Below are 17,645 nucleotides of genomic sequence, written 5' to 3'. Positions count from 1 at the left end.
TTTTATATACCTTTCCACTTACGTCTTGCCCAGCGAGCTACCGCATTAAAATTAATGCCGATGCCCATGAAATTAGGTTTTACTTCCAGCATATCATCTGGAGATGAGCGGACCTCTCGATATGCCGGCGTACCTCGAAGGAGTAGAACTGCTACCTCAGAGTCAATTTTTTCTTTAGCCGCGCTGATTGTATCCGACATGTCACGCAAGTCTTCATCCTTAGGGTACCCGTTCCCTTTTAGAACTTGGTGTGTTACTGCAATTTCTTTCCACAGGCGACTAACCATAATTTTTAGAAGATCAGCAGCTTCTGCTAAAAACTCTTCAGGAGGAAGATCTTTATTAGCACAATTTTTCTCTATTTCGGAAAGCACCTTTGGTATTTCATGGTTAAAAAATGGCTGGAAGTAGCCCCAGAACACCATTTCAGGGGAGCCGGAGTATTTTATGCCTCTATAGGATATTTTTTTGCCATAGAAATCTTCTGTTTCTAGCTCCCATAACGAAGGGAACATTCGCCATTTTTGGATTCTTTCAAAAATGGCATTGTCGAGAAGCTCTACTCTTCTTGCTGTTTGTGGGTACAGTGGGGTTCTGTTGCCAGTTAGGAATAGCGGCTCCACTCGGTGTCTCCATGGTATATAACGTTTGGCCAAGGGGCGGGCTATAGCCCGCCTCAGTGAGCGAAGCGAACGGCTTGAACCACTAGTTAGGTATCTGCTTTCGAGTAGTCATAGTCTTCAAAGTTGAGCCCGGAAGCTGAACCAATAACGGAGCCGCCAAAGCAGCACTCCGGATTAGGACAAACAGCCGATACCCCATCTTGCCAATACTTGATGTCCGATGGTGGAAAGCGTCTGTAGCAATTAGTGCACATGCATATGTCGCTTATTTCAACTTCGCAGCGGTTCCCCCATGTGTGACTCTCAAGACTTTCGCCGAGCTCTCGTAGTCTTTCTTGTGAGAAACCCTTGGGATTGTGCATGTACTCTTTCCTCTGTATTTCAAGAAGCAGAAAAGGGACAGCAGAAAAGAGAGAAAAGGGGACAGATTTATTTTAGACCAACAGCACAGTGCCATAAATAGATCTGTCCCCTTTCACCCAAACTGTCGGAACAGGCGAGCCCTGTAGCGGAACAATGCCGATAGCTATGATGATCCCCATGGTCGATTGGACGCTTGGCCCCTGCCATGCGAACTACAGAATAGCCAAGATATGAACGTCCACAACAAACCGAATATACGAATGCAACCGCGTTGACGACAGATGCAAAAGCAAGACTTTGCTCACTACTTGTGGGGAGATCCCATATACGCTTTATTATGTATTACAAACCCATTCAGCGGGCACTCATATTCTTAGGAATACAATCCATAATCCTGTACCTAATATCATTCTTCGTTTCAGATTTAACTAAAACCTTTGTGTGCGCGGGGTCTAATACTATGACCCCAACCACGGATACATCTACCAGGCATGGGGATACTGAGTCAAAATCGAACTTGCCAGCAACCAGTTCTAAAGTTGCTCCCGCTCGACTGCCAAAAGCCATTGACAGTATTAAAATCACATAACATGCAGACAACTTATTTATAGAGTAAAACGTATCTATCCCAGTCGAACCCTTTTGACTTATTGCCTCATATAAAATTATCACAAGGGTAATCAAGGCCAACCAAGGAGACAGAAGCAAGAGCATTGCAACTGGTTTTGCAGAACTAAAATACCTTTCATTTACACCAAACACTTGATTTATCGCAACACCAGAATAACCATCTAAGACATAGACTAATACCGCACCAAAAACAATAGACAGGAATGCAAACTCGAACTGGGATTCTATCAGTCTTTTCTTGAGCCAGTTGAATACTGGAACACTGATACAGTAAGCACAAAGCGCGCCCGACAAAGCAAATGAAAAAACAAATATCTGTTCTTGATAAAAGGTAATAGCTGACAATGAAACCGCGGACAAAAACACCCCAAAAATACCGGCTAAATCATGCAAGTTGAACTCGGAGTACTTTCTATACTTATACAATGCAATTATCCAAACAAGTCCAAGCACTCCTACAAGAACAGCAAACTCGTATTTTTGAACAGCTTTCAATATATCAATATTATCTCTTATATATGAAATACTAAGGTAGTCATTTATTAGCATTGCAGCAGATGGCACCAAAAATAAAACCATTGCCACTACCACAAAAAATTTTGTTTTCATACAACTATCTTTAACGCCTCAATAATTTTGAAATTACCATATAGAAATATCTGCTGCCACATACGCTAAGACCAACCACAGCTTGTAAATTTTGAGCTTGCGGAATAACTTTACGTAGTAAAACTGCAAAGATGCGAATTACAAACTATCGAGCGCAGCAGGCGCGTATTGCAACGCATTATTAGATTAGAGACCAAGAATATTACGTATTCCAGCAGCTTGGTGTCTTGCCATTTGAAATAACTCTTTTAAAGATGGCGAATATTCCTCTATTTGCCAAACAACATACTCATCATCTTGAACAATGCAGATACCTAATGTTTCTGTCCAGAAATATGAATCTTCATCAGTAAAATATTTTTGCCTAAGTTCATATAGTCCAATAGCCCGGCCTCTATATTGGCATTGGAGATAAAGCGGTACGAAATTTTCAGTGGCTGATCTTAAAGAATATGGAGGCTGCTGAACCTTCCAGACAATAGAGCTTGACAAGGTTTCTCGTATAAGCTGGGTGATTAGCTGCTCTTTTTCATTGGTAAGATTCATATTAGTTCCACCGCACATCTTTGGCTAATTGCTGCAGGTAAGTGGTTATTGCACTAAGATTGGAATATATAGCCCAATAACCATCTTCATTAATAGCGCCACCAACTGCCTTTCTTGTATCGCTGATAAAAGCGTTAACTTTCGTCTTATCCGATTCAGACAGTTTAGATTCTATGCTTTCAAGCAAACCAAGAGCTCTATGCACACTTTCATGAGCAGCCCTAATACCATCTTGGCTATTTTGCAAATGAGTTATTAATTCTTTAGAGATTCTTTCTAGGTCAGTAACAATTTCAGGAATTCTTGCTTTTCTAATAAAAGACTTACGAATCTCCTTCGCCTCACGAAGAAGAAGCAGAGTAATAACAAAACCAATTATAGTAAGAATTGAGGCTAAATCTGTGATCCACTGTGGTAAATAACTGGTCAATGCCACACCGCTCCTTTTTTAATCTAACGTTAATTCTGCGTTAACGCGATAATAAGCGTTCTGTATAAGCGCGCCCGCTAGTATCCGCAAAAATCAAAACCCATAACAATCAAGAGCTTACCGACCTGCAGCAACACACCATCTGCATTCGCCTGACTTCCGCATTTTCACGGCCAGCAATGCCCTATAAAAACCAGCCCTATCCTGCATTAGCAAAACGACCTCTACAGCATGCAAATGCCGTAGAGGTCGCGCCTTTGCAGAGCCAACCCTTTAGTGCGCCAGCAGCGAACCACCCTTTTTACCCGCCAGCTTCTCGGGCTTGATCAGGTAATGGGCCAGGGCCGGTAGCAGCCACAGTGCGCCGAACATGTTGACGATGAACATGAAGGTCAGCATCAGGCCCATGTCGGCCTGGAACTTGATCGCCGAGAACATCCAGGTCGCCACGCCGATGGCCAGGCACAGGCCGGTGAACAGCACAGCTTTACCGGTCGAGCGCAGGGTCTGGTAGTAGGCTTCCTGCAGCGGCAGGCCGGCGCGCAGGAAGGTTTCCAGGCGGCTGTAGATATAGATGCCGTAGTCCACGCCGATGCCCACGCCCAGGGCGATCACCGGCAGGGTCGCGACCTTCACACCGATGCCGAGGAAGGCCATCAGGGCATTGCCGAGGATCGAGGTGAGGATCAGCGGCAGCACGATGCAGATGGTCGCGGCGAAGGAGCGGAAGGTGATCATGCACATCGCGCCGACGCACAGGTACACCAGGATCAGGATCAGCAGCTCCGAGGTGCTGATCACTTCGTTGGTGGCCGCTTCGATACCGGCGTTACCGGCGGCCAGCAGAAACTCGACGTTGTCGGACTGGTGCTCGGCAACGAAGCCCTCGACCGCTTTCACCGCACGCTTGAGCGTTTCGGCCTTGTGGTCTTCGAGGAACACCAGCACCGGCGCCACCGAGCAGTCGGCGTTGTACAGGCCGTCGGCACGGGCGATGGAGTTGTTGAGCACGTCGGGGTTGCGCGACAGGGTTTCCCATTTCAGGTTGCCCTCGTTCATGCCCTTGATCACCTGGCGTGACACGCTGACCATGGAGATCGCCGACTGCACGCCGGGGGTGTTGTCCATGGTCCACATCAGCTCGTCCATGGCGGCCATGGCCTCGTAGGTCGAGCAGCCTTCGGGCGCGGTCTTGACCATCACCACCAGCACGTCGGAGCTGGTCGAGTAGTTGCGGATCACGAAGTCGTTATCCAGGTTGTAGCGCGAATCCGGGCGCAGCTCCGGCGCGCCTTGGTCGAGGTCGCCGACCTGCAGGTTCTGCTGCTGGTACCAGAAGCCGCCGACCGCGGCGACCAGCGCCAGGGTCACGGAAATCGGCGCGACCTTGGCGCTGGCGAAGTTCGACAGCCGGCGCCAAAACGGATGCTCGCTGACCGCATCGCGCTTGCTGCGCTCCACCGCCTTGCGGCTGATGCCGATATAGGAAATCGCCACCGGCAGCAGGATCAGGTTGGTGAACACGATGACCGCCACGCCGATGGAGGCGCCGATGGCCAGCTCGCGGATCACCCCGATATCGATCAGCAACAGGGTGATGAAGCCCACGGCATCGGCGAGGATGGCGATCATCCCCGGCAGGAACAGCTGGCGGAAGGTCAGCCGCGCGGCGGTCAGCGAGTTGTCGCAGCCGCCGGATTGCAGGGCGATGCCGTTGATCTTCTGCACGCCATGGGAAATGCCGATGGCGAAGATCAGGAACGGCACCAGCATCGAGTAGGGGTCGAGCCCGAAGCCCACCGTGTGCATCAGGCCCAGCTGCCAGCCCACCGCCACCAGGGTGGTGATCAGCACGGCGATGGTGCTGCGGATGCACCAGGTGAACCAGTAAAGCAGTACGAAGGTGATCAGCAGCGCCACACCGAAGAACAGCGCGACCATCACCAGGCCATCGATCAGGTCACCGACCTTCTTGGCAAAGCCAATGATGTGGATCTGCACGTCCGGGTTCTGCGCCTGGTACTTGTTGCGGATCTTCTCTTCGAGCTGGTGGGAGAACTGCTGGTAGTCGAGCTTGATCAGGCGGCCCTGGTCTTCGGGGTCCGGGTAGGACTCGAGCAGCGGCACGTCGATGATGCTGGACTTGAAGTTGTTGGCCACCAGACGGCCGATCTGCCCGGACTTGAGCACGTTGCCGCGCAGCTCTTCGAGGCTCTGCGCGCTGCCGTCGTAGGTTTGGGGGATCACCTCGCCGCCGGCGAAGCCTTCCTCGGTCACCTCGGTCCAGCGCACGCTGGGGCTCCACAGCGACTTGAGCCCCGAGCGGTCGACGCCGGGGATGTAGAACACCTCGTCGTGGATCTGCCGCAGGGTTTCCATGTAGGACTGGCTGAAGATGTCGCCATCCTTGGCCTCCACGGCAATACGCACGGTATTGCCGAGGTTCGCCAGGTCGTTGCGGTGCTCCATCATGTTCTGGATGAACGGATGGCTCAGCGGAATCATCTTCTCGAAGCTGGTCGAGGGGCGCACCTGGGTGGCCTGGAAGAACAGGAAGACACTGACCAGCAGGCAGATCAGGATCACCGCCGGGCGGTTGTTGAAGATCAGGCGCTCCAGCAGGCTGGCCTTGTCTTGATCAAGGTTACTCATCGAACACTACCCCAGCTTGTTATTGTTGGCCTGGATTGGCACCGGTCTCGGTGGTCAGGCGTACACCGCCCTGCCCGACCAGCACCAATTTGCCGTCTGCACCCGCGGTGACGCCCGCCAGGGATACCCGATCCGGGCGGTTGAACACGCTGAAGCTGTGGCCGTGATCGGTGCTGCGCAACACACTGCCGCCATGGCCGACCACCACGATGCTGCCGTCGCCGAGCGTGGCCGCACTGGCCAGGCCGAACTCCAGGTCACCGCCGCTGGCGGTGGTCAGCGGGACCTGCTGCCAGGTTTCACCCGCGTCGGTGGAATGGAACAGGTGGCCGCGCAGGCCGTAAACCAGCAGGCCGTCGGGTTCGCCACTGGCGATCACGCCGAACAGCGAGCCCTGGTAGGGACCTTCCAGGGTTTCCCAGCTTTGCCCTTCATCGGTGGAGCGGAACAGAGCGCCCGCCTCGCCGACGATGAACAGGCCGGCGCCCGGCACGTCGGCAATGGCATTGAGGTGGTAGGTGTCTTCGTTGTCGAGGCGGTCGCTGACGTCGTCCCAGGTGGCGCCGCCATCGCTGGTTTCCAGCAGCGCACCGTAGGCGCCGATGGCCAAGCCGTGCTGGGCGTCCCTGAACCACAGGTCGAGCAGCGGCGCTTCGCGCTGCAGGTCCTCGAACTGCTTGGTCCAGGTCGCACCGCCGTCGCTGCTCGCCAGGATCAGCGCATCGTGGCCGACCGCCCAGCCATGCTGCTCGTCAACGAAATACACCGCGGTGAGCATCTGCCGGGTCGGCACCTTGGCCTGGGTCCAGTTGGCGCCGTCATCGTCGGAGTACAGCACGTGACCGCGCTCGCCGACCGCGACCAGGCGCTTGCCGGCATGGGCGACGTCGAGCAGCAGGCTGGAGACGGCGCGGGTCGAGGTCACCGAGAAGGTCGCCGCATCGGCGGCCTGGGCCTGGACGAGCGGCGCAGCGGCCACCAGCAGCGAACACAGCGCCAGCGCCTGCAGCACGGGCCGGGCGACTTTACCGCTTCGGGTGCGCCGCACGATGGGCTCACTCATACACAACTCCCCCTTTGTTCTTGTTATTCCGGCGCCTGCGCGGCGCCGCCTATGCTATCGGCCTTTGCAAGACATGGTAGCCACCACGGTCTGCTGTTTTGTAAGAAAAAGCCCGCGTTATCGACCGCGCGAATGCCTGTTGCTCAACAGGCGGGCCTTCTCCGCTATCGGGTGCCGCGACGGCGCAGCGCAGCCGGCGTGAAATAGCCGTCATCGGCGGTCGGCTGGCTGAAGTCGATGGTGTTGGCTTCCTCGTTGTCCAGGTTCTGCACGTGGTAGCGGCGGGCCTGCAGGTCGTGGAATACGTCCAGCGCAGACCAGGTGGTCGGCAGTTCGTAGTAGTTCTTCAGGTACGCCATCGACACGCGCCACAGCTCGCCGCGGCCATCGTACTGATCGACCACGGCGGCCTGCCAGCTGTCTTCGTCCAGGTACAGGGTGCGCTTGGAATAGATATGCCGGGCGCCGGTCTTGAGCGTGCCCTCCACCACCCACACACGGTGCAGCTCGTAGCGCGTATAGGCCGGGTTGAGATGGCCGACCTGCAGCAGATCCTTGTATTTCACCTCTGGGCTGGTGAGCTTGTAGCTGTTGTAGGGAATGTAGATTTCCCGCTTGCCGAGCAGCTTCCAGTCGTAGCGATCCGGGGCACCGTTGAACATGTCGGTGTCATCGGCGGTACGCAGGCCGTCGGCGGCGGAAATCGGCGTGTCGTAGGCCAGGTTCGGCGCACGACGCACCCGGCGCTGGCCTGCGTTGTAGCCCCAGGCCTGGCGCGGCTCCTTGACCTGATCCAGGGTCTCGTGGACCAGCACCGCGCCGCCGGCCAGACGTGCCGGGCTGCGGGTGAACGACAGGTAGTAGAACAGGATGTTGTTCAGGTCGGCGTAGCTGCCTTTCGGGTCGTAGAACTTGAACAGCGCTTCCTGCTGCGAGGTGACCAGCGAGAAGGAGCCGTTGCGCTGCACCGCCACTTCCGAGGCGCGGCGCACCACGTAGGTGCCACGGTAGCGGGCGATGTGGTTCCACAGCGCCTCGACGCCGTTCTGCGGAATCGGGAACGGGATGCCGCCATAGGCGTCGGCAAAGCCGTTGCCGCCGTCGAGCAGCTTGGCGCTGACGGCGTTCCTGGCGGTGTTGTCGTACACCCACTGCGGCGCCGAGCCCGAACGGCGGCTGGGGTAGACCGGCATTTGGAAGCTGTCCGGGTAGGTCTCGAACAGCGCCACCTGCCCCGGCGTCAGCTGATCGCGGTACTGGGCCAGGTTGGCGCGGGTGATGGTGAACAGCGGCTTGTCGCCGGCGAACGGATCGACATGGTGCTTGCCCGAGCCCTGGTAACCGGCGGGCGCCTGGGTGATGCCGCCGGTCCACGCCGGGATGCTGCCGGCGGCATTGCCGGCCTTTTCGGCACCCAGCGGCGTGAGGCTCGCGCCCAGTTTGGCGGCATCCTGTGGCGAGACGGCTGCCATGCTGTTGCCGGCCAGCAGTACCAGCGCGACGGCGACACCCTTGATGTTCAGCATGCTGTTTCCCTGTGATCAGAAGGAGTATTTGACGTTGAAGCCGACGTTGTCACGGTCGCGCACGGCGTTGTTGTTGCCACCGCCGGAAAACTCGGTGTACTGCAGCTCGGCCTCCAGGCTGTTCATGTAGGCCGCCTTGATGCCGAGGGTGTAGGCCTTGCGGCCCTCGATGAAGCGCCCGGTCTGGTAGGAGTTGCCTTCGAAATCATCACGATAGACGACGAAGGGCGACAGGTTCACCCCGGCGAACACGTCGTTCCAGGTGCCCGACAGCACCAGGGTGTAGCCGTAGGCGTTCTTGTTGACCTGGTAGCTGCGCCCGTAGCCGAACACGTAGGACGAATCGCCGCGCCCCGAGTAGTAGCGGGTCGAGCCGTCGAAGGCGGTGTATTTCAGGTCGCTGCCGCGCAGGTGTTCGGAGGCCAGCTCGGCCACCCCGGTCAGGGCGTCGAAGCCCAGGGACGGGCCGAAGTTGTAGATGCTGCCCAGCGAGGCATTGAAGGCCTCGACGCGCTCGTAGTTGTGGATCTCGTCACCCAGCTGCAGGGTCTGGCCACCGATGTTGCCCTGCTGGCCCTGCACCAGCTGCGGCGCCTGGCGCAGCAGGTCGCCGAGCAGGTCGTTGGTGGCGGCGATGCCGACCGGCAGGTTGGGCCGGTAGGCCAGTTCACCGAACACCGAGGCATCGCCCAGGGTGGTGTTGAAGCTGAAACCGTACATGCGGATGTTTTCCACATATTCGCGGCGGGCATTGACCTGATTGGCGGCATCGACGGTGGCGGCACCGTTGACCAGCCCCAGCAGCGTCCGGGCCGGCACGCTGCCTGCCCCGGCGGCGCTCAGCAACGCCGCATAGCTGGGAAAGCCGCCACCACTGGCGGCGCTGGTAATGGCATCCAGATTCAGGCCGGAGAAACCGTCCAGGTCGGCATGCAGCGTCGGTTCCTTGGCGTGATAGTTGACGAAATAGAAGCCGAATTCGGTGGCATTGAGTTGCTCGGCGATATAGCGAAAGGCGACGCCGAACTGCCCATCATCCTTGGCCTCGATATCCGAGCCGATGCTGGCGACCTTGAAGTAGCCGTTGCTGTCGAGGTACTCGCTACCCTGCAGCCCGCCCACGCCAAGGGCACTCAGGCCGGCGTAGTTGCCACGGAACGCGGCGCTGCCCAGGGCGGGGTTGCGGGTATAGGCGGTGTTGCCGCCTTCGGCGAACAGGTCGGTCTCGGCAAAATAGCTGCCCACGGGGTCGATGGCAGTCTCCTTCCATTTGAACTGGTAGAAGGTTTCCATGGACAGGTTGTCGGTCAGGCCGATATTGAAGCTGACCGCCTCGACGGGAATCAGCACCTCCTTGAGTTCGGCGCCCGGCAGGCGAAAACGCGCGCCGTCCACCGGGTTGCTGGTGTTCACCCCGCCCCGGTAGAACAGCCCCTCACCCCAGTTGAACACCTGGCGACCCAGGCGTGCACTGAGCGGGTGCTCGGCGACATCCCAGTTGCCGTAGACATAGGCATCGAGGATCTGCGCGTCGCGCCCGGCGCTGTGCCGCGTGTCGCGGGTGAAGCGATCGTCATGAAGGCTGTTCTGGCTGGGCTGAGCGGTGCGGTTGCCGCTGTAGAAGTCGTTGCGCTTGTCCATGATCTGCGTGTCGTAGAACGCCGTGCCGCGCACGAACAGCCCGTAGTTCTGGTAATTCATCTCCAGATCCGAGGTGATCTTGAACACTTCCGAAGCCAGGCCGGTGTCGAAGTTGCGGTTGCCATCGTTGACGTTGACGTCGTCATTGCCGCGGCTCTGCCCCTGCACACGCCACAGCTGCCCGTAGGACAGCGTGGTGTCCAGCGAGCCGCTGACTTCGTTATCGGCAAAGCCGAATTCCACGGCCTGCACCGGCGCTGCCACCAGCAACGGCAACATGCCCGCCAGGGCAAAACCGGACCTTGCCCGCTGGGCCTGTTCAAGGGACTTGATACGCATTGAATCACTACTCCGCAGACAGACGGTCATTGTTCGTTACGGCCCACTTTCCCGGCGGGCCTGGCGAGCACCTGACGAGGCACCCGTTGATGACCTTGAACTGGCTGGCGTCACTGCCCTGTGCAGTGCAACCTTGGTGCCAATTCAAACGATCGTATTAGCTGAAAACGCTTTTCTAGAGCAGCTCCGTAGCGTCTCTTTGTGACTGATCGGCCACTGATCAGCAATGGGCCGTTATCGACCTAGAATCGCTTACAAAGGCTTTCAGCACGCTGTCGGAACGCCGCACGGGCGGCAAAAAAAACCGGCTAAATGCCAGCATCACCAAAGCGGCCGCGATATTAAGTGCGTCGCCGAACGCAGCGTTAGCTTTTCATTCCCTGAGGTAACAAAAAATTGTTACCACGCAAGCCGCAGTAACAACGCAAGGAGGCTCACAGTGGGAGCGATGGCGTCCAGAACGGACGCCGGAGGGGCATGCAGCAGTTGCCCGGAGCGGCGCACGCCGCTCCGGGGTACGGTCTCAGGCCAGGCTCTTGCTGACCACTTCGTACACGTCAGGCGACAGCTCACCGGAGGCGAGGATGCGCTCCAGCTCGGCCTTCATCAGCGCCTGACGCTCGGCGCCGTACTTGCGCCAGCGGGTCAGCGGTGCCAGCAGGCGCGAGGCGATCTGCGGGTTCAGCCCATTGAGCACGATCACCTGGTCGGCCAGGAAGCGATAACCGCTGCCGTCCATGGCATGGAAGTTCACCAGGTTCTGCCCGGCGAATGCGCCGATCAGCGCACGCACCTTGTTAGGGTTCTTAAGGGTGAACGCCGGGTGCTGCATCAATGCCTGCACACGAGCCAGACCGCCGGGCAAGGTGCTGGCGGCCTGCACGCTGAACCACTGGTCCATGACCAGGGCGTTGTCCTTGAATTGCTCGGCGAAGGCTTCGAGGGCCTTGCTGCGCTCGGCCTCGAACGGTGAGTTGACCAGCACCGCCAGGGCGGTCAGGCGCTCGGTCATGTTGTCGCTGTTCTCGAACTGATCGAGGGCCGCAGCCAGCACCTGGGGCTGGTCGCTCAGCATCAGGTACGACAGCGCGATGTTCTGCAGCGCACGGCGGGCGAAGTGCTCCGCTTCGGCGACATAACGCGTGTTACGCGACACTTCGCGGTTGGCCTGGTAGCGCTGCCACAGCGGCTCGAACAGCGCCTCGGCCAGTTGCTGACGGGCGAACTCGCGGGCGCCATGGATGGCGTCGACGTCGGCCACGTCACTGATTTCGGTGAGGTAGGCCTCACCCGGCAGCGAGAGCATCTCGGCGACCATGGCCTGATCCAGTGTGTCGTCCTGCAGCAGGCTGCACAGCGCGCTGACCAGGCGCCCATCGAGCACCAGCGTTTCGCCGCGCTGGTACTGGCCGATCAGTTCCTGCAGCACCTGCACGCTGAGCTGCTGGCCGGCTTCCCAACGGTTGAAGCCGTCGCTGTCGTGCTGCATCAGGAACATCAACTGGTCGCGGTCGTAGGCAAAACTCAGCTTCACCGGCGCACTGAAGCCGCGCAGCAGCGACGGCAGCGGCTTCTCGGCCACGTCGACGAAGGTGAACGACTGCTGCGCCTCGGTGATCGACAGCACGCGGTTGCTGCCGATAGCCGCGGCCTCGCCCTGCAGGCGCAGCGGCAGGTCGTTGCCCTGCCCGTTCAGCAGGCCCAGCTCCACCGGGATCACGAACGGCAGCTTGCTGCTCTCGCTCTGCCCCGGTGTGGCCGGGCAGCTCTGGGTGAAGGTCAGGGTGTAGGTTTTCGCCGCGGCGTCGTAACTGTCGGTGACCGCCAGGCGCGGCGTGCCGGCCTGGGTGTACCAGCGCTTGAACTGGGTCAGGTCGACGCCGCTGGCATCTTCCATGGCCTTGACGAAATCGTCGCAGGTCACGGCCTGGCCATCATGGCGCTCGAAGTACAGGTCCGAGCCCTTGCGGAACGCCTCGGCGCCAAGCAGGGTGTGGATCATGCGCAGCACTTCGGCGCCCTTCTCGTAGATGGTCAGGGTGTAGAAGTTGGAGATTTCCATGTACGCATCCGGGCGTACCGGGTGGGCCATGGGGCCGGCGTCCTCGGCGAACTGGTGAGTGCGCAGGTAGGCGACGTCCTGAATGCGTTTGACCGTCGGCGAGTTCATATCCGCCGAGAAGGCGGCGTCACGGAATACCGTGAAGCCTTCCTTGAGCGACAGCTGAAACCAGTCGCGGCAGGTCACGCGGTTGCCGGACCAGTTGTGGAAGTACTCGTGGGCGACGATCGCCTCGACGCGCTGGTGGGCGGCATCGGTGGCGGTTTCGGCGCGGGCCAGCACGGCGCTGGAGTTGAAGATGTTGAGGCCCTTGTTCTCCATGGCGCCCATGTTGAAGTCGTTGACCGCGACGATCATGAAGATATCCAGGTCGTACTCGCGGCCGTACACCTCTTCGTCCCACTGCATGGACTTCTTCAGGCTGTCCATGGCGTGCTGCACCTTGTCGATGTTTTCCGGCTCGACGTAGATGCGCAGCGTCACCTCGCGGGCGCTCAGGGTGGTGAACTTGTCTTCCACGCACCACAGGTCGCCAGCCACCAGGGCGAACAGGTAGGCCGGCTTCTTGAACGGGTCTTCCCAGGTCGCCCAGTGACGGCCATCGCCCTCCTCGCCGCTGGCGATCGGGTTGCCGTTGGACAGCAGGATCGGGTACTTCTGCTTGTCGCCGCTCAGGGTGGTGGTGAAGCTGCTCATCACGTCCGGGCGGTCGAGGTAATAGGTGATCTTGCGGAAGCCTTCGGCCTCGCACTGGGTGCAGAACATGCCGCTGGACTTGTACAGCCCTTCCAGCGCGGTGTTGCTTTCCGGGTGGATGCGCACGGTGCTGTCGATCACGAAGCTGGCCTGGGTCGGCTGCACGGTCAGGTTGCTGTCGGTGAGCTGATAGTCGCCGGCGCCCAGTTCACGGTCGTCGAGTTTGAGGTGCAACAGCTCGAGCTGCTGGCCGTCCAGCACCAGCGCCGGCAGCTCGGCGGACAGCGCCGGGTTGCGGCGCATCACCAGTTGGGCGTGTACCAGGGTGTGATCCTCGAACAGCTCGAAGGTCAGGTGGGTTTCGTCGATCAGGTAGTCCGGCGCCTGATAGTCCTTGAGGTAGATGGTCTTCGATTGCTCGGTGCGCATGGGAACCTCTTCGATGCCACGCCAGCGGGCGTGGCAAGCAGGTGAATGGTGTTGGCCGCGCCTGCCGGTCAGGCGGCGCAGCTGGCGGCGATCTGGTAAGCGGTGTACTTGCGAATATTGATCACGCCGGTATCGAACATCAGGTACTGGCCCTTGATGCCCAGCAGCGTACCTTCGGCAATCGGATTCTTGTCGAGGTTGAAGCTGGTGATCTTGGCAGGATAGCCTTCGATCGGATAACGGATCTCCACCACGCTCTGCTCATTGAGCGGCTGCACGGCCTGCAGGCCGAAGCGTTGTTGCAGCGCGGTGATGCCACTGGCGCAGGCATCGAAGATCTGCTCACGCACATGCAGCAGATCGACCGGCGCCGCATCGCCCTTGAGCAGTGCGCGCCAATTGGTCTTGTCGGCCACCTGGCTGCGCAGCAGGTCTTCGACGAACCCGGACTGCTGGCGGGTGGCCACGCGCATGATCGGCAGCGCCTGGGTGGCGCCCTGGTCGATCCAGCGGGTGGGAATCTGCGTGGCGCGGGTGATACCGACCTTGATGCCTGACGAGTTGGCCAGGTACACCACGTGGTCGGTCATGCAGAACTGCTCGCCCCAGCCGGGGTCACGGCAGGTGCCGGCGTCGTAGTGGCAGCGCTCGGGGCTCATGATGCACAGGTCGCACTGGGCGAGCTTCTGCATGCAGGGGTAGCAATAGCCCTGGCTGAAGCTGGTCTTGGTCTTGCGGCCGCAATGGCTGCAATGGATGGCGCCGAGAAATTCCAGGCGCAGGGTCTTGCCGATCATCGGGTTGACGGCGACCTGCTCGTCACCCAGGCGAAACGCGTACTGCACCGGCGCATCGAGCTGGGTGGCCATCTTGCTCAGGGCGCCGCGGGCTACTTCTAACATCAGTGCAGGGTTTCCGAGGACTTGAACAGGATGTTCGGGATGGGCGCGGACTTGGAGGCACATTCGGAGGTGCCCATGTAGCCGGTGCGCTGATCCTCGGGCAGGTTCTCGATCTCCCAGGCGATCATCGCCTGCAGGCTCAGCTCCTTCTGCTCCTGGGTGAGCTTGCGGCCGTCCGGCCACTTGCCGATCTCCACGGCCAGCTTGAGGCTTTCATACACGTCCGGGGTGATGTTGCGGATCAATTCGACGAAGGAGGACATGGCTGGCTCCGGGGCTGGAAAAGCCCCGATTCTACCCTATCTGACCCGCCAAGCCGAGGCGCTGGCGACGCTCAGCGCCGCGCCAGCTGCCGGGCCAGCAGCCCACCGATGGCGCCGGTTAGGCAACCGGCGACCAGCCCGCCGACGTGGGCGGCGTTGGCGATGGCGCCGAACTGCAGCAGTTCGAACACCCCGGTCATGCAGATCAGCAGCCAGACCAGCATGCTTACCAGCACGCCGCGCGGCAGCTTGTAGGCCGCATTCGGCGCCAGCAGCTGGAACAGCCAGCAGTGGCCGAGCAGCCCGTAGAGCACGCCGGACAAACCGCCGAACAGCGCCGGCCCGCCGTAGAGGTACTGCGCCACGTTGGCGGCGAGCCCGAACCACAGGGTCAGCAGCAACAGCATCAGTGCGCCCTGGCGCGCCTCGATACGCCGCCCCAGCTCCCAGTACCACAGGCTGTTCATCGCCAGGTGGAGGATGCCGAAATGCAGCAGCATGGGCGTCAGCAGGCGCCACCATTGGCCGCTGTCCATGGCCTGGGCGAAGGTGGCGAAGTAGATGTACTGGCCGTCGATCTGGAAGTCGACGAAGCTCAGCCAGCGCACCACGGCGTAGTCTTCACCGCCCCAGGTCAGCACCGCGACCAGCAGGGTCAGCGCCAGAACGACCAGGGTCAGCGGGCTGCGCCTGGCCGCGGCGGCGACGCCGGGGCGCGAACTGGCCACGGGCGCCTGGACGGGCTGCAACTGCGGATCGCCCTGGGGTGCCCGTGCATACAGCTCGCGCACCTGGGCGGCGATGTCTTCGCTGGGCACCCAGAGCACCTGCTCGTTGCCCTGCTCGGCCACCCGATGCGGCACGCCCAGCCGGCCCAGCAAGGTGATGAACGGCGCCAGGTCTTCGTCCAGCGGCGCACGCAGGGCGATCACCGGGCTCATCGCGCCGGCCCTGGCTTTTCCACTTCGACCCAGACGAACTTGCCCGGATCGAGACGGGTTTCCTGGTCCAGCCGGTAGGCCACCAGCTTGCCGTACATCACCGCGCTGTAATCCAGGCAGGCGATGTTCGCGCAGATCGGCGCCGGCGTGCCGCTGCGCCAGTAGTGGCCGACGAACAGCGGCGGCTGCTCGGGGCCATAGGTCAGCAGCTGTGCGCGATCTTCCTCGCTGAGCGGCAGGCAGGCGACCTGCTCGGGCAGCGGGTCGGGCTGGAACTGCACGTCGCCATAGGTCAGCGGGTTGCCGGCCCAGAACTTGGTGCGAAAGAACGAGCGGGTAAAGCCGTCGCTGCTGGTCATGGTCAGCCCGCCGGGCAGGCGCATGTCAGTGCCGCGCAGCAGCCGGTCGAGCACCGTGCAGGCGAAGCTGCCGGGCACCGCCGAGGCCTGCAGGAAGTGTTCGTCGATACAGCCGCTGGGGAACTGCCCGCGCAGCGAGGCGATCATGGCCTCGTCCCAGCAGGCGTGAACCACGCGAAAATGGCCGGCATCGAGAAACAGCGGCAGCTCGTAGAACCAGTCCAGCATGTCACGCCATTCGTCCGGGTAGGCCTGGAACTGCCGCAGCGTCTCGCCGATCAGCCGCTCGTGCCGCGCGGTGTGCTCGCGTACGAAGGCGCGCCCGCTGCCTGGCGGCGCCGGGGTCATCCAGCCCAGGGCGTTGAATTCGTGGTTGCCCATGATGCACAGCGCCTCGCCGGCGCGCACCATGTCGTGCACCAGGTGCACGGCTTCGCGGATGCGCGGGCCGCGGTCGATCAGGTCGCCGAGGAAGATCGCCATGCGCTGCGGGTGCCGCCATACGCCGTCCTGACGGCGATAACCCATACGTTCGAGCAGGCGCACCAGGGTATTGGCGCACCCATGCACATCACCGATCAGGTCATAACCGCGGGACGGATCGAGCTGCATCAGTCGCCTCCGCCGAGTCGGCTACCCCAACCCAGCTTGGTACGGCAGACCTCGTAGTAGTTGTGATCCAGCGGATGGATCAGGCATAGCTTCTGGGATTTCTTGCGCACGGTGATGGTGTCGCCCGGCGCGCAGGTGAAATGATTCTGGCCGTCGCACGACACCTGCGGGTAGAGCTGCAGGTCCTTGGAGACGACGATCTTCAGCTCGCTGTTGCCATCCACCACGATGGGGCGGCTGGACAGCGTGTGGGGGTACATGGGCACCACCACGATGGCATCGAGCTTGGGGTGCATGATCGGCCCGCCCGCCGACAGCGCGTAGGCCGTCGAGCCGGTCGGCGTGGCGACGATCAGGCCGTCGGCTTTCTGGCTGCACACGAACTGCCCGTCGATATACAGCTCGAACTCGATCATCCGGTTCGACTTGCCCGGGTGCAGCACCACGTCGTTGAGGGCATCGCCCTGGCCGATCGCTTCGGAGTGGCGGCGCACTTCGGCTTCCAGCAGAAAGCGGTGCTCGGTCAGGTAGTTGCCTTCCAGCACCTCGGCGACCTTGGATTCCAGCTCGTCGGGGCGGATGTCGGTGAGAAAGCCCAGGTTGCCGCGGTTGATGCCCAGCACCGGCACCTTGTGGCGCGCCAGGGCGCGACCGGCGCCGAGCATGCTGCCGTCACCGCCGACCACGATCACCAGGTCGCAGAACTCGCCCAGGTGCTTGCGCGCCGAGGTCTGCAGGCCATGGCCCGGCAATACCTCGGCGATGCTGTCGTCGAGAATCACGTGCAACTGGCGCTCGAGCAGGAACTTCTTCAGGCGGCGGATGGTGTCGAGCACCTGGGTACTGCCCAGACGGCCGATGATGCCGATATTACGAAACTGCTCCATGGGGCTCCCGCAAGGCTCTGGCTCTGATGGCCTGGATTATGGGCGAAGCCACCCTGTGCCAGCAAACCCTGA

At 60.1% G+C, this 17,645-nt stretch carries 14 protein-coding genes; all 14 read right to left on the bottom strand.

Annotation, left to right across the window (positions count from 1 at the left end; translation table 11 throughout):
* Positions 1-2: 2 nt before the first annotated feature.
* Positions 3-623 (bottom strand): hypothetical protein, encoded by a 621-nt coding sequence (locus K8U54_RS21605; RefSeq protein ID WP_249907730.1) that lies wholly within the window; start codon positions 621-623, stop codon positions 3-5.
* 717 nt (positions 624-1,340) lie between these two features.
* Positions 1,341-2,225 carry a hypothetical protein gene (locus tag K8U54_RS21600; RefSeq protein WP_249907729.1) on the bottom strand — a complete coding sequence of 295 codons (885 nt, stop codon included), beginning with the start codon at positions 2,223-2,225 and terminating at the stop codon, positions 1,341-1,343.
* 186 nt (positions 2,226-2,411) lie between these two features.
* Entirely contained in the window at positions 2,412-2,771 is a 360-nt protein-coding gene (locus K8U54_RS21595; RefSeq protein WP_249907728.1) for a hypothetical protein, read from the bottom strand.
* 1 nt (position 2,772) lies between these two features.
* The gene (locus K8U54_RS21590) at positions 2,773-3,207 is read right to left on the bottom strand and encodes a hypothetical protein (protein WP_249907727.1); all 435 of its coding nucleotides are present in this window, start codon (positions 3,205-3,207) and stop codon (positions 2,773-2,775) included.
* A gap of 267 nt (positions 3,208-3,474) precedes the next feature.
* Complete coding sequence (locus tag K8U54_RS21585; RefSeq protein ID WP_249907726.1) at positions 3,475-5,853, bottom strand: efflux RND transporter permease subunit; 2,379 nt, start codon at positions 5,851-5,853, stop codon at positions 3,475-3,477.
* Between the two features lie 19 nt (positions 5,854-5,872).
* Positions 5,873-6,916, bottom strand: a complete 1,044-nt coding sequence (locus tag K8U54_RS21580) for a WD40/YVTN/BNR-like repeat-containing protein (protein ID WP_249907725.1) — start codon at positions 6,914-6,916, stop codon at positions 5,873-5,875.
* Positions 6,917-7,080: 164 nt separating this feature from the next.
* A complete protein-coding gene (locus K8U54_RS21575) occupies positions 7,081-8,442 on the bottom strand; it encodes a DUF1329 domain-containing protein (protein WP_249907724.1) in 1,362 nt (453 codons plus the stop codon).
* Positions 8,443-8,457: 15 nt separating this feature from the next.
* On the bottom strand, positions 8,458-10,422 hold the full coding sequence (locus K8U54_RS21570; RefSeq protein ID WP_249907723.1) for a DUF1302 domain-containing protein: 1,965 nt from the start codon (positions 10,420-10,422) through the stop codon (positions 8,458-8,460).
* Positions 10,423-10,945: 523 nt separating this feature from the next.
* Complete coding sequence (pepN, locus tag K8U54_RS21565) at positions 10,946-13,609, bottom strand: aminopeptidase N (RefSeq protein WP_249907722.1); 2,664 nt, start codon at positions 13,607-13,609, stop codon at positions 10,946-10,948.
* A gap of 68 nt (positions 13,610-13,677) precedes the next feature.
* Positions 13,678-14,511, bottom strand: a complete 834-nt coding sequence (locus K8U54_RS21560) for a DUF2797 domain-containing protein (protein WP_249907721.1) — start codon at positions 14,509-14,511, stop codon at positions 13,678-13,680.
* Entirely contained in the window at positions 14,511-14,774 is a 264-nt protein-coding gene (locus K8U54_RS21555; protein ID WP_013790930.1) for a YeaC family protein, read from the bottom strand. Before K8U54_RS21555 ends, K8U54_RS21560 begins: the two co-directional genes overlap by 1 nt.
* 71 nt (positions 14,775-14,845) lie before the next feature.
* Complete coding sequence (locus K8U54_RS21550; RefSeq protein ID WP_249907720.1) at positions 14,846-15,715, bottom strand: rhomboid family intramembrane serine protease; 870 nt, start codon at positions 15,713-15,715, stop codon at positions 14,846-14,848.
* The gene (locus tag K8U54_RS21545) at positions 15,712-16,686 is read right to left on the bottom strand and encodes a metallophosphoesterase (protein WP_249907719.1); all 975 of its coding nucleotides are present in this window, start codon (positions 16,684-16,686) and stop codon (positions 15,712-15,714) included. The genes K8U54_RS21550 and K8U54_RS21545 overlap by 4 nt, the downstream gene beginning before the upstream one ends.
* Positions 16,686-17,573, bottom strand: coding sequence for an NAD(+) kinase (locus K8U54_RS21540; RefSeq protein WP_249907718.1), 888 nt, complete (start codon positions 17,571-17,573; stop codon positions 16,686-16,688). The genes K8U54_RS21545 and K8U54_RS21540 overlap by 1 nt, the downstream gene beginning before the upstream one ends.
* Positions 17,574-17,645: the final 72 nt, after the last annotated feature.

The sequence above is a fragment of the Pseudomonas fulva genome (genome assembly GCF_023517795.1).
Taxonomy (GTDB): domain Bacteria; phylum Pseudomonadota; class Gammaproteobacteria; order Pseudomonadales; family Pseudomonadaceae; genus Aquipseudomonas; species Aquipseudomonas fulva_D.
The sequence above is the reverse complement of the archived record's forward strand: the minus strand, read 5'-3'. Positions and strand labels throughout refer to the sequence as shown.

Excerpts from the sequence above, each read along its gene's own strand:
- K8U54_RS21575 (WP_249907724.1), bottom strand. The coding sequence starts at position 8,442 with ATGCTGAACATCAAGGGTGTCGCCGTCGCGCTGGTACTGCTGGCCGGC.
- K8U54_RS21595 (WP_249907728.1), bottom strand. The coding sequence starts at position 2,771 with ATGAATCTTACCAATGAAAAAGAGCAGCTAATCACCCAGCTTATACGA.
- K8U54_RS21580 (WP_249907725.1), bottom strand. The coding sequence starts at position 6,916 with ATGAGTGAGCCCATCGTGCGGCGCACCCGAAGCGGTAAAGTCGCCCGG.
- K8U54_RS21570 (WP_249907723.1), bottom strand. The coding sequence starts at position 10,422 with ATGCGTATCAAGTCCCTTGAACAGGCCCAGCGGGCAAGGTCCGGTTTT.
- K8U54_RS21555 (WP_013790930.1), bottom strand. The coding sequence starts at position 14,774 with ATGTCCTCCTTCGTCGAATTGATCCGCAACATCACCCCGGACGTGTAT.
- pepN (WP_249907722.1), bottom strand. The coding sequence starts at position 13,609 with ATGCGCACCGAGCAATCGAAGACCATCTACCTCAAGGACTATCAGGCG.
- K8U54_RS21560 (WP_249907721.1), bottom strand. The coding sequence starts at position 14,511 with ATGTTAGAAGTAGCCCGCGGCGCCCTGAGCAAGATGGCCACCCAGCTC.
- K8U54_RS21540 (WP_249907718.1), bottom strand. The coding sequence starts at position 17,573 with ATGGAGCAGTTTCGTAATATCGGCATCATCGGCCGTCTGGGCAGTACC.
- K8U54_RS21585 (WP_249907726.1), bottom strand. The coding sequence starts at position 5,853 with ATGAGTAACCTTGATCAAGACAAGGCCAGCCTGCTGGAGCGCCTGATC.
- K8U54_RS21600 (WP_249907729.1), bottom strand. The coding sequence starts at position 2,225 with ATGAAAACAAAATTTTTTGTGGTAGTGGCAATGGTTTTATTTTTGGTG.
- K8U54_RS21545 (WP_249907719.1), bottom strand. The coding sequence starts at position 16,686 with ATGCAGCTCGATCCGTCCCGCGGTTATGACCTGATCGGTGATGTGCAT.
- K8U54_RS21550 (WP_249907720.1), bottom strand. The coding sequence starts at position 15,715 with ATGAGCCCGGTGATCGCCCTGCGTGCGCCGCTGGACGAAGACCTGGCG.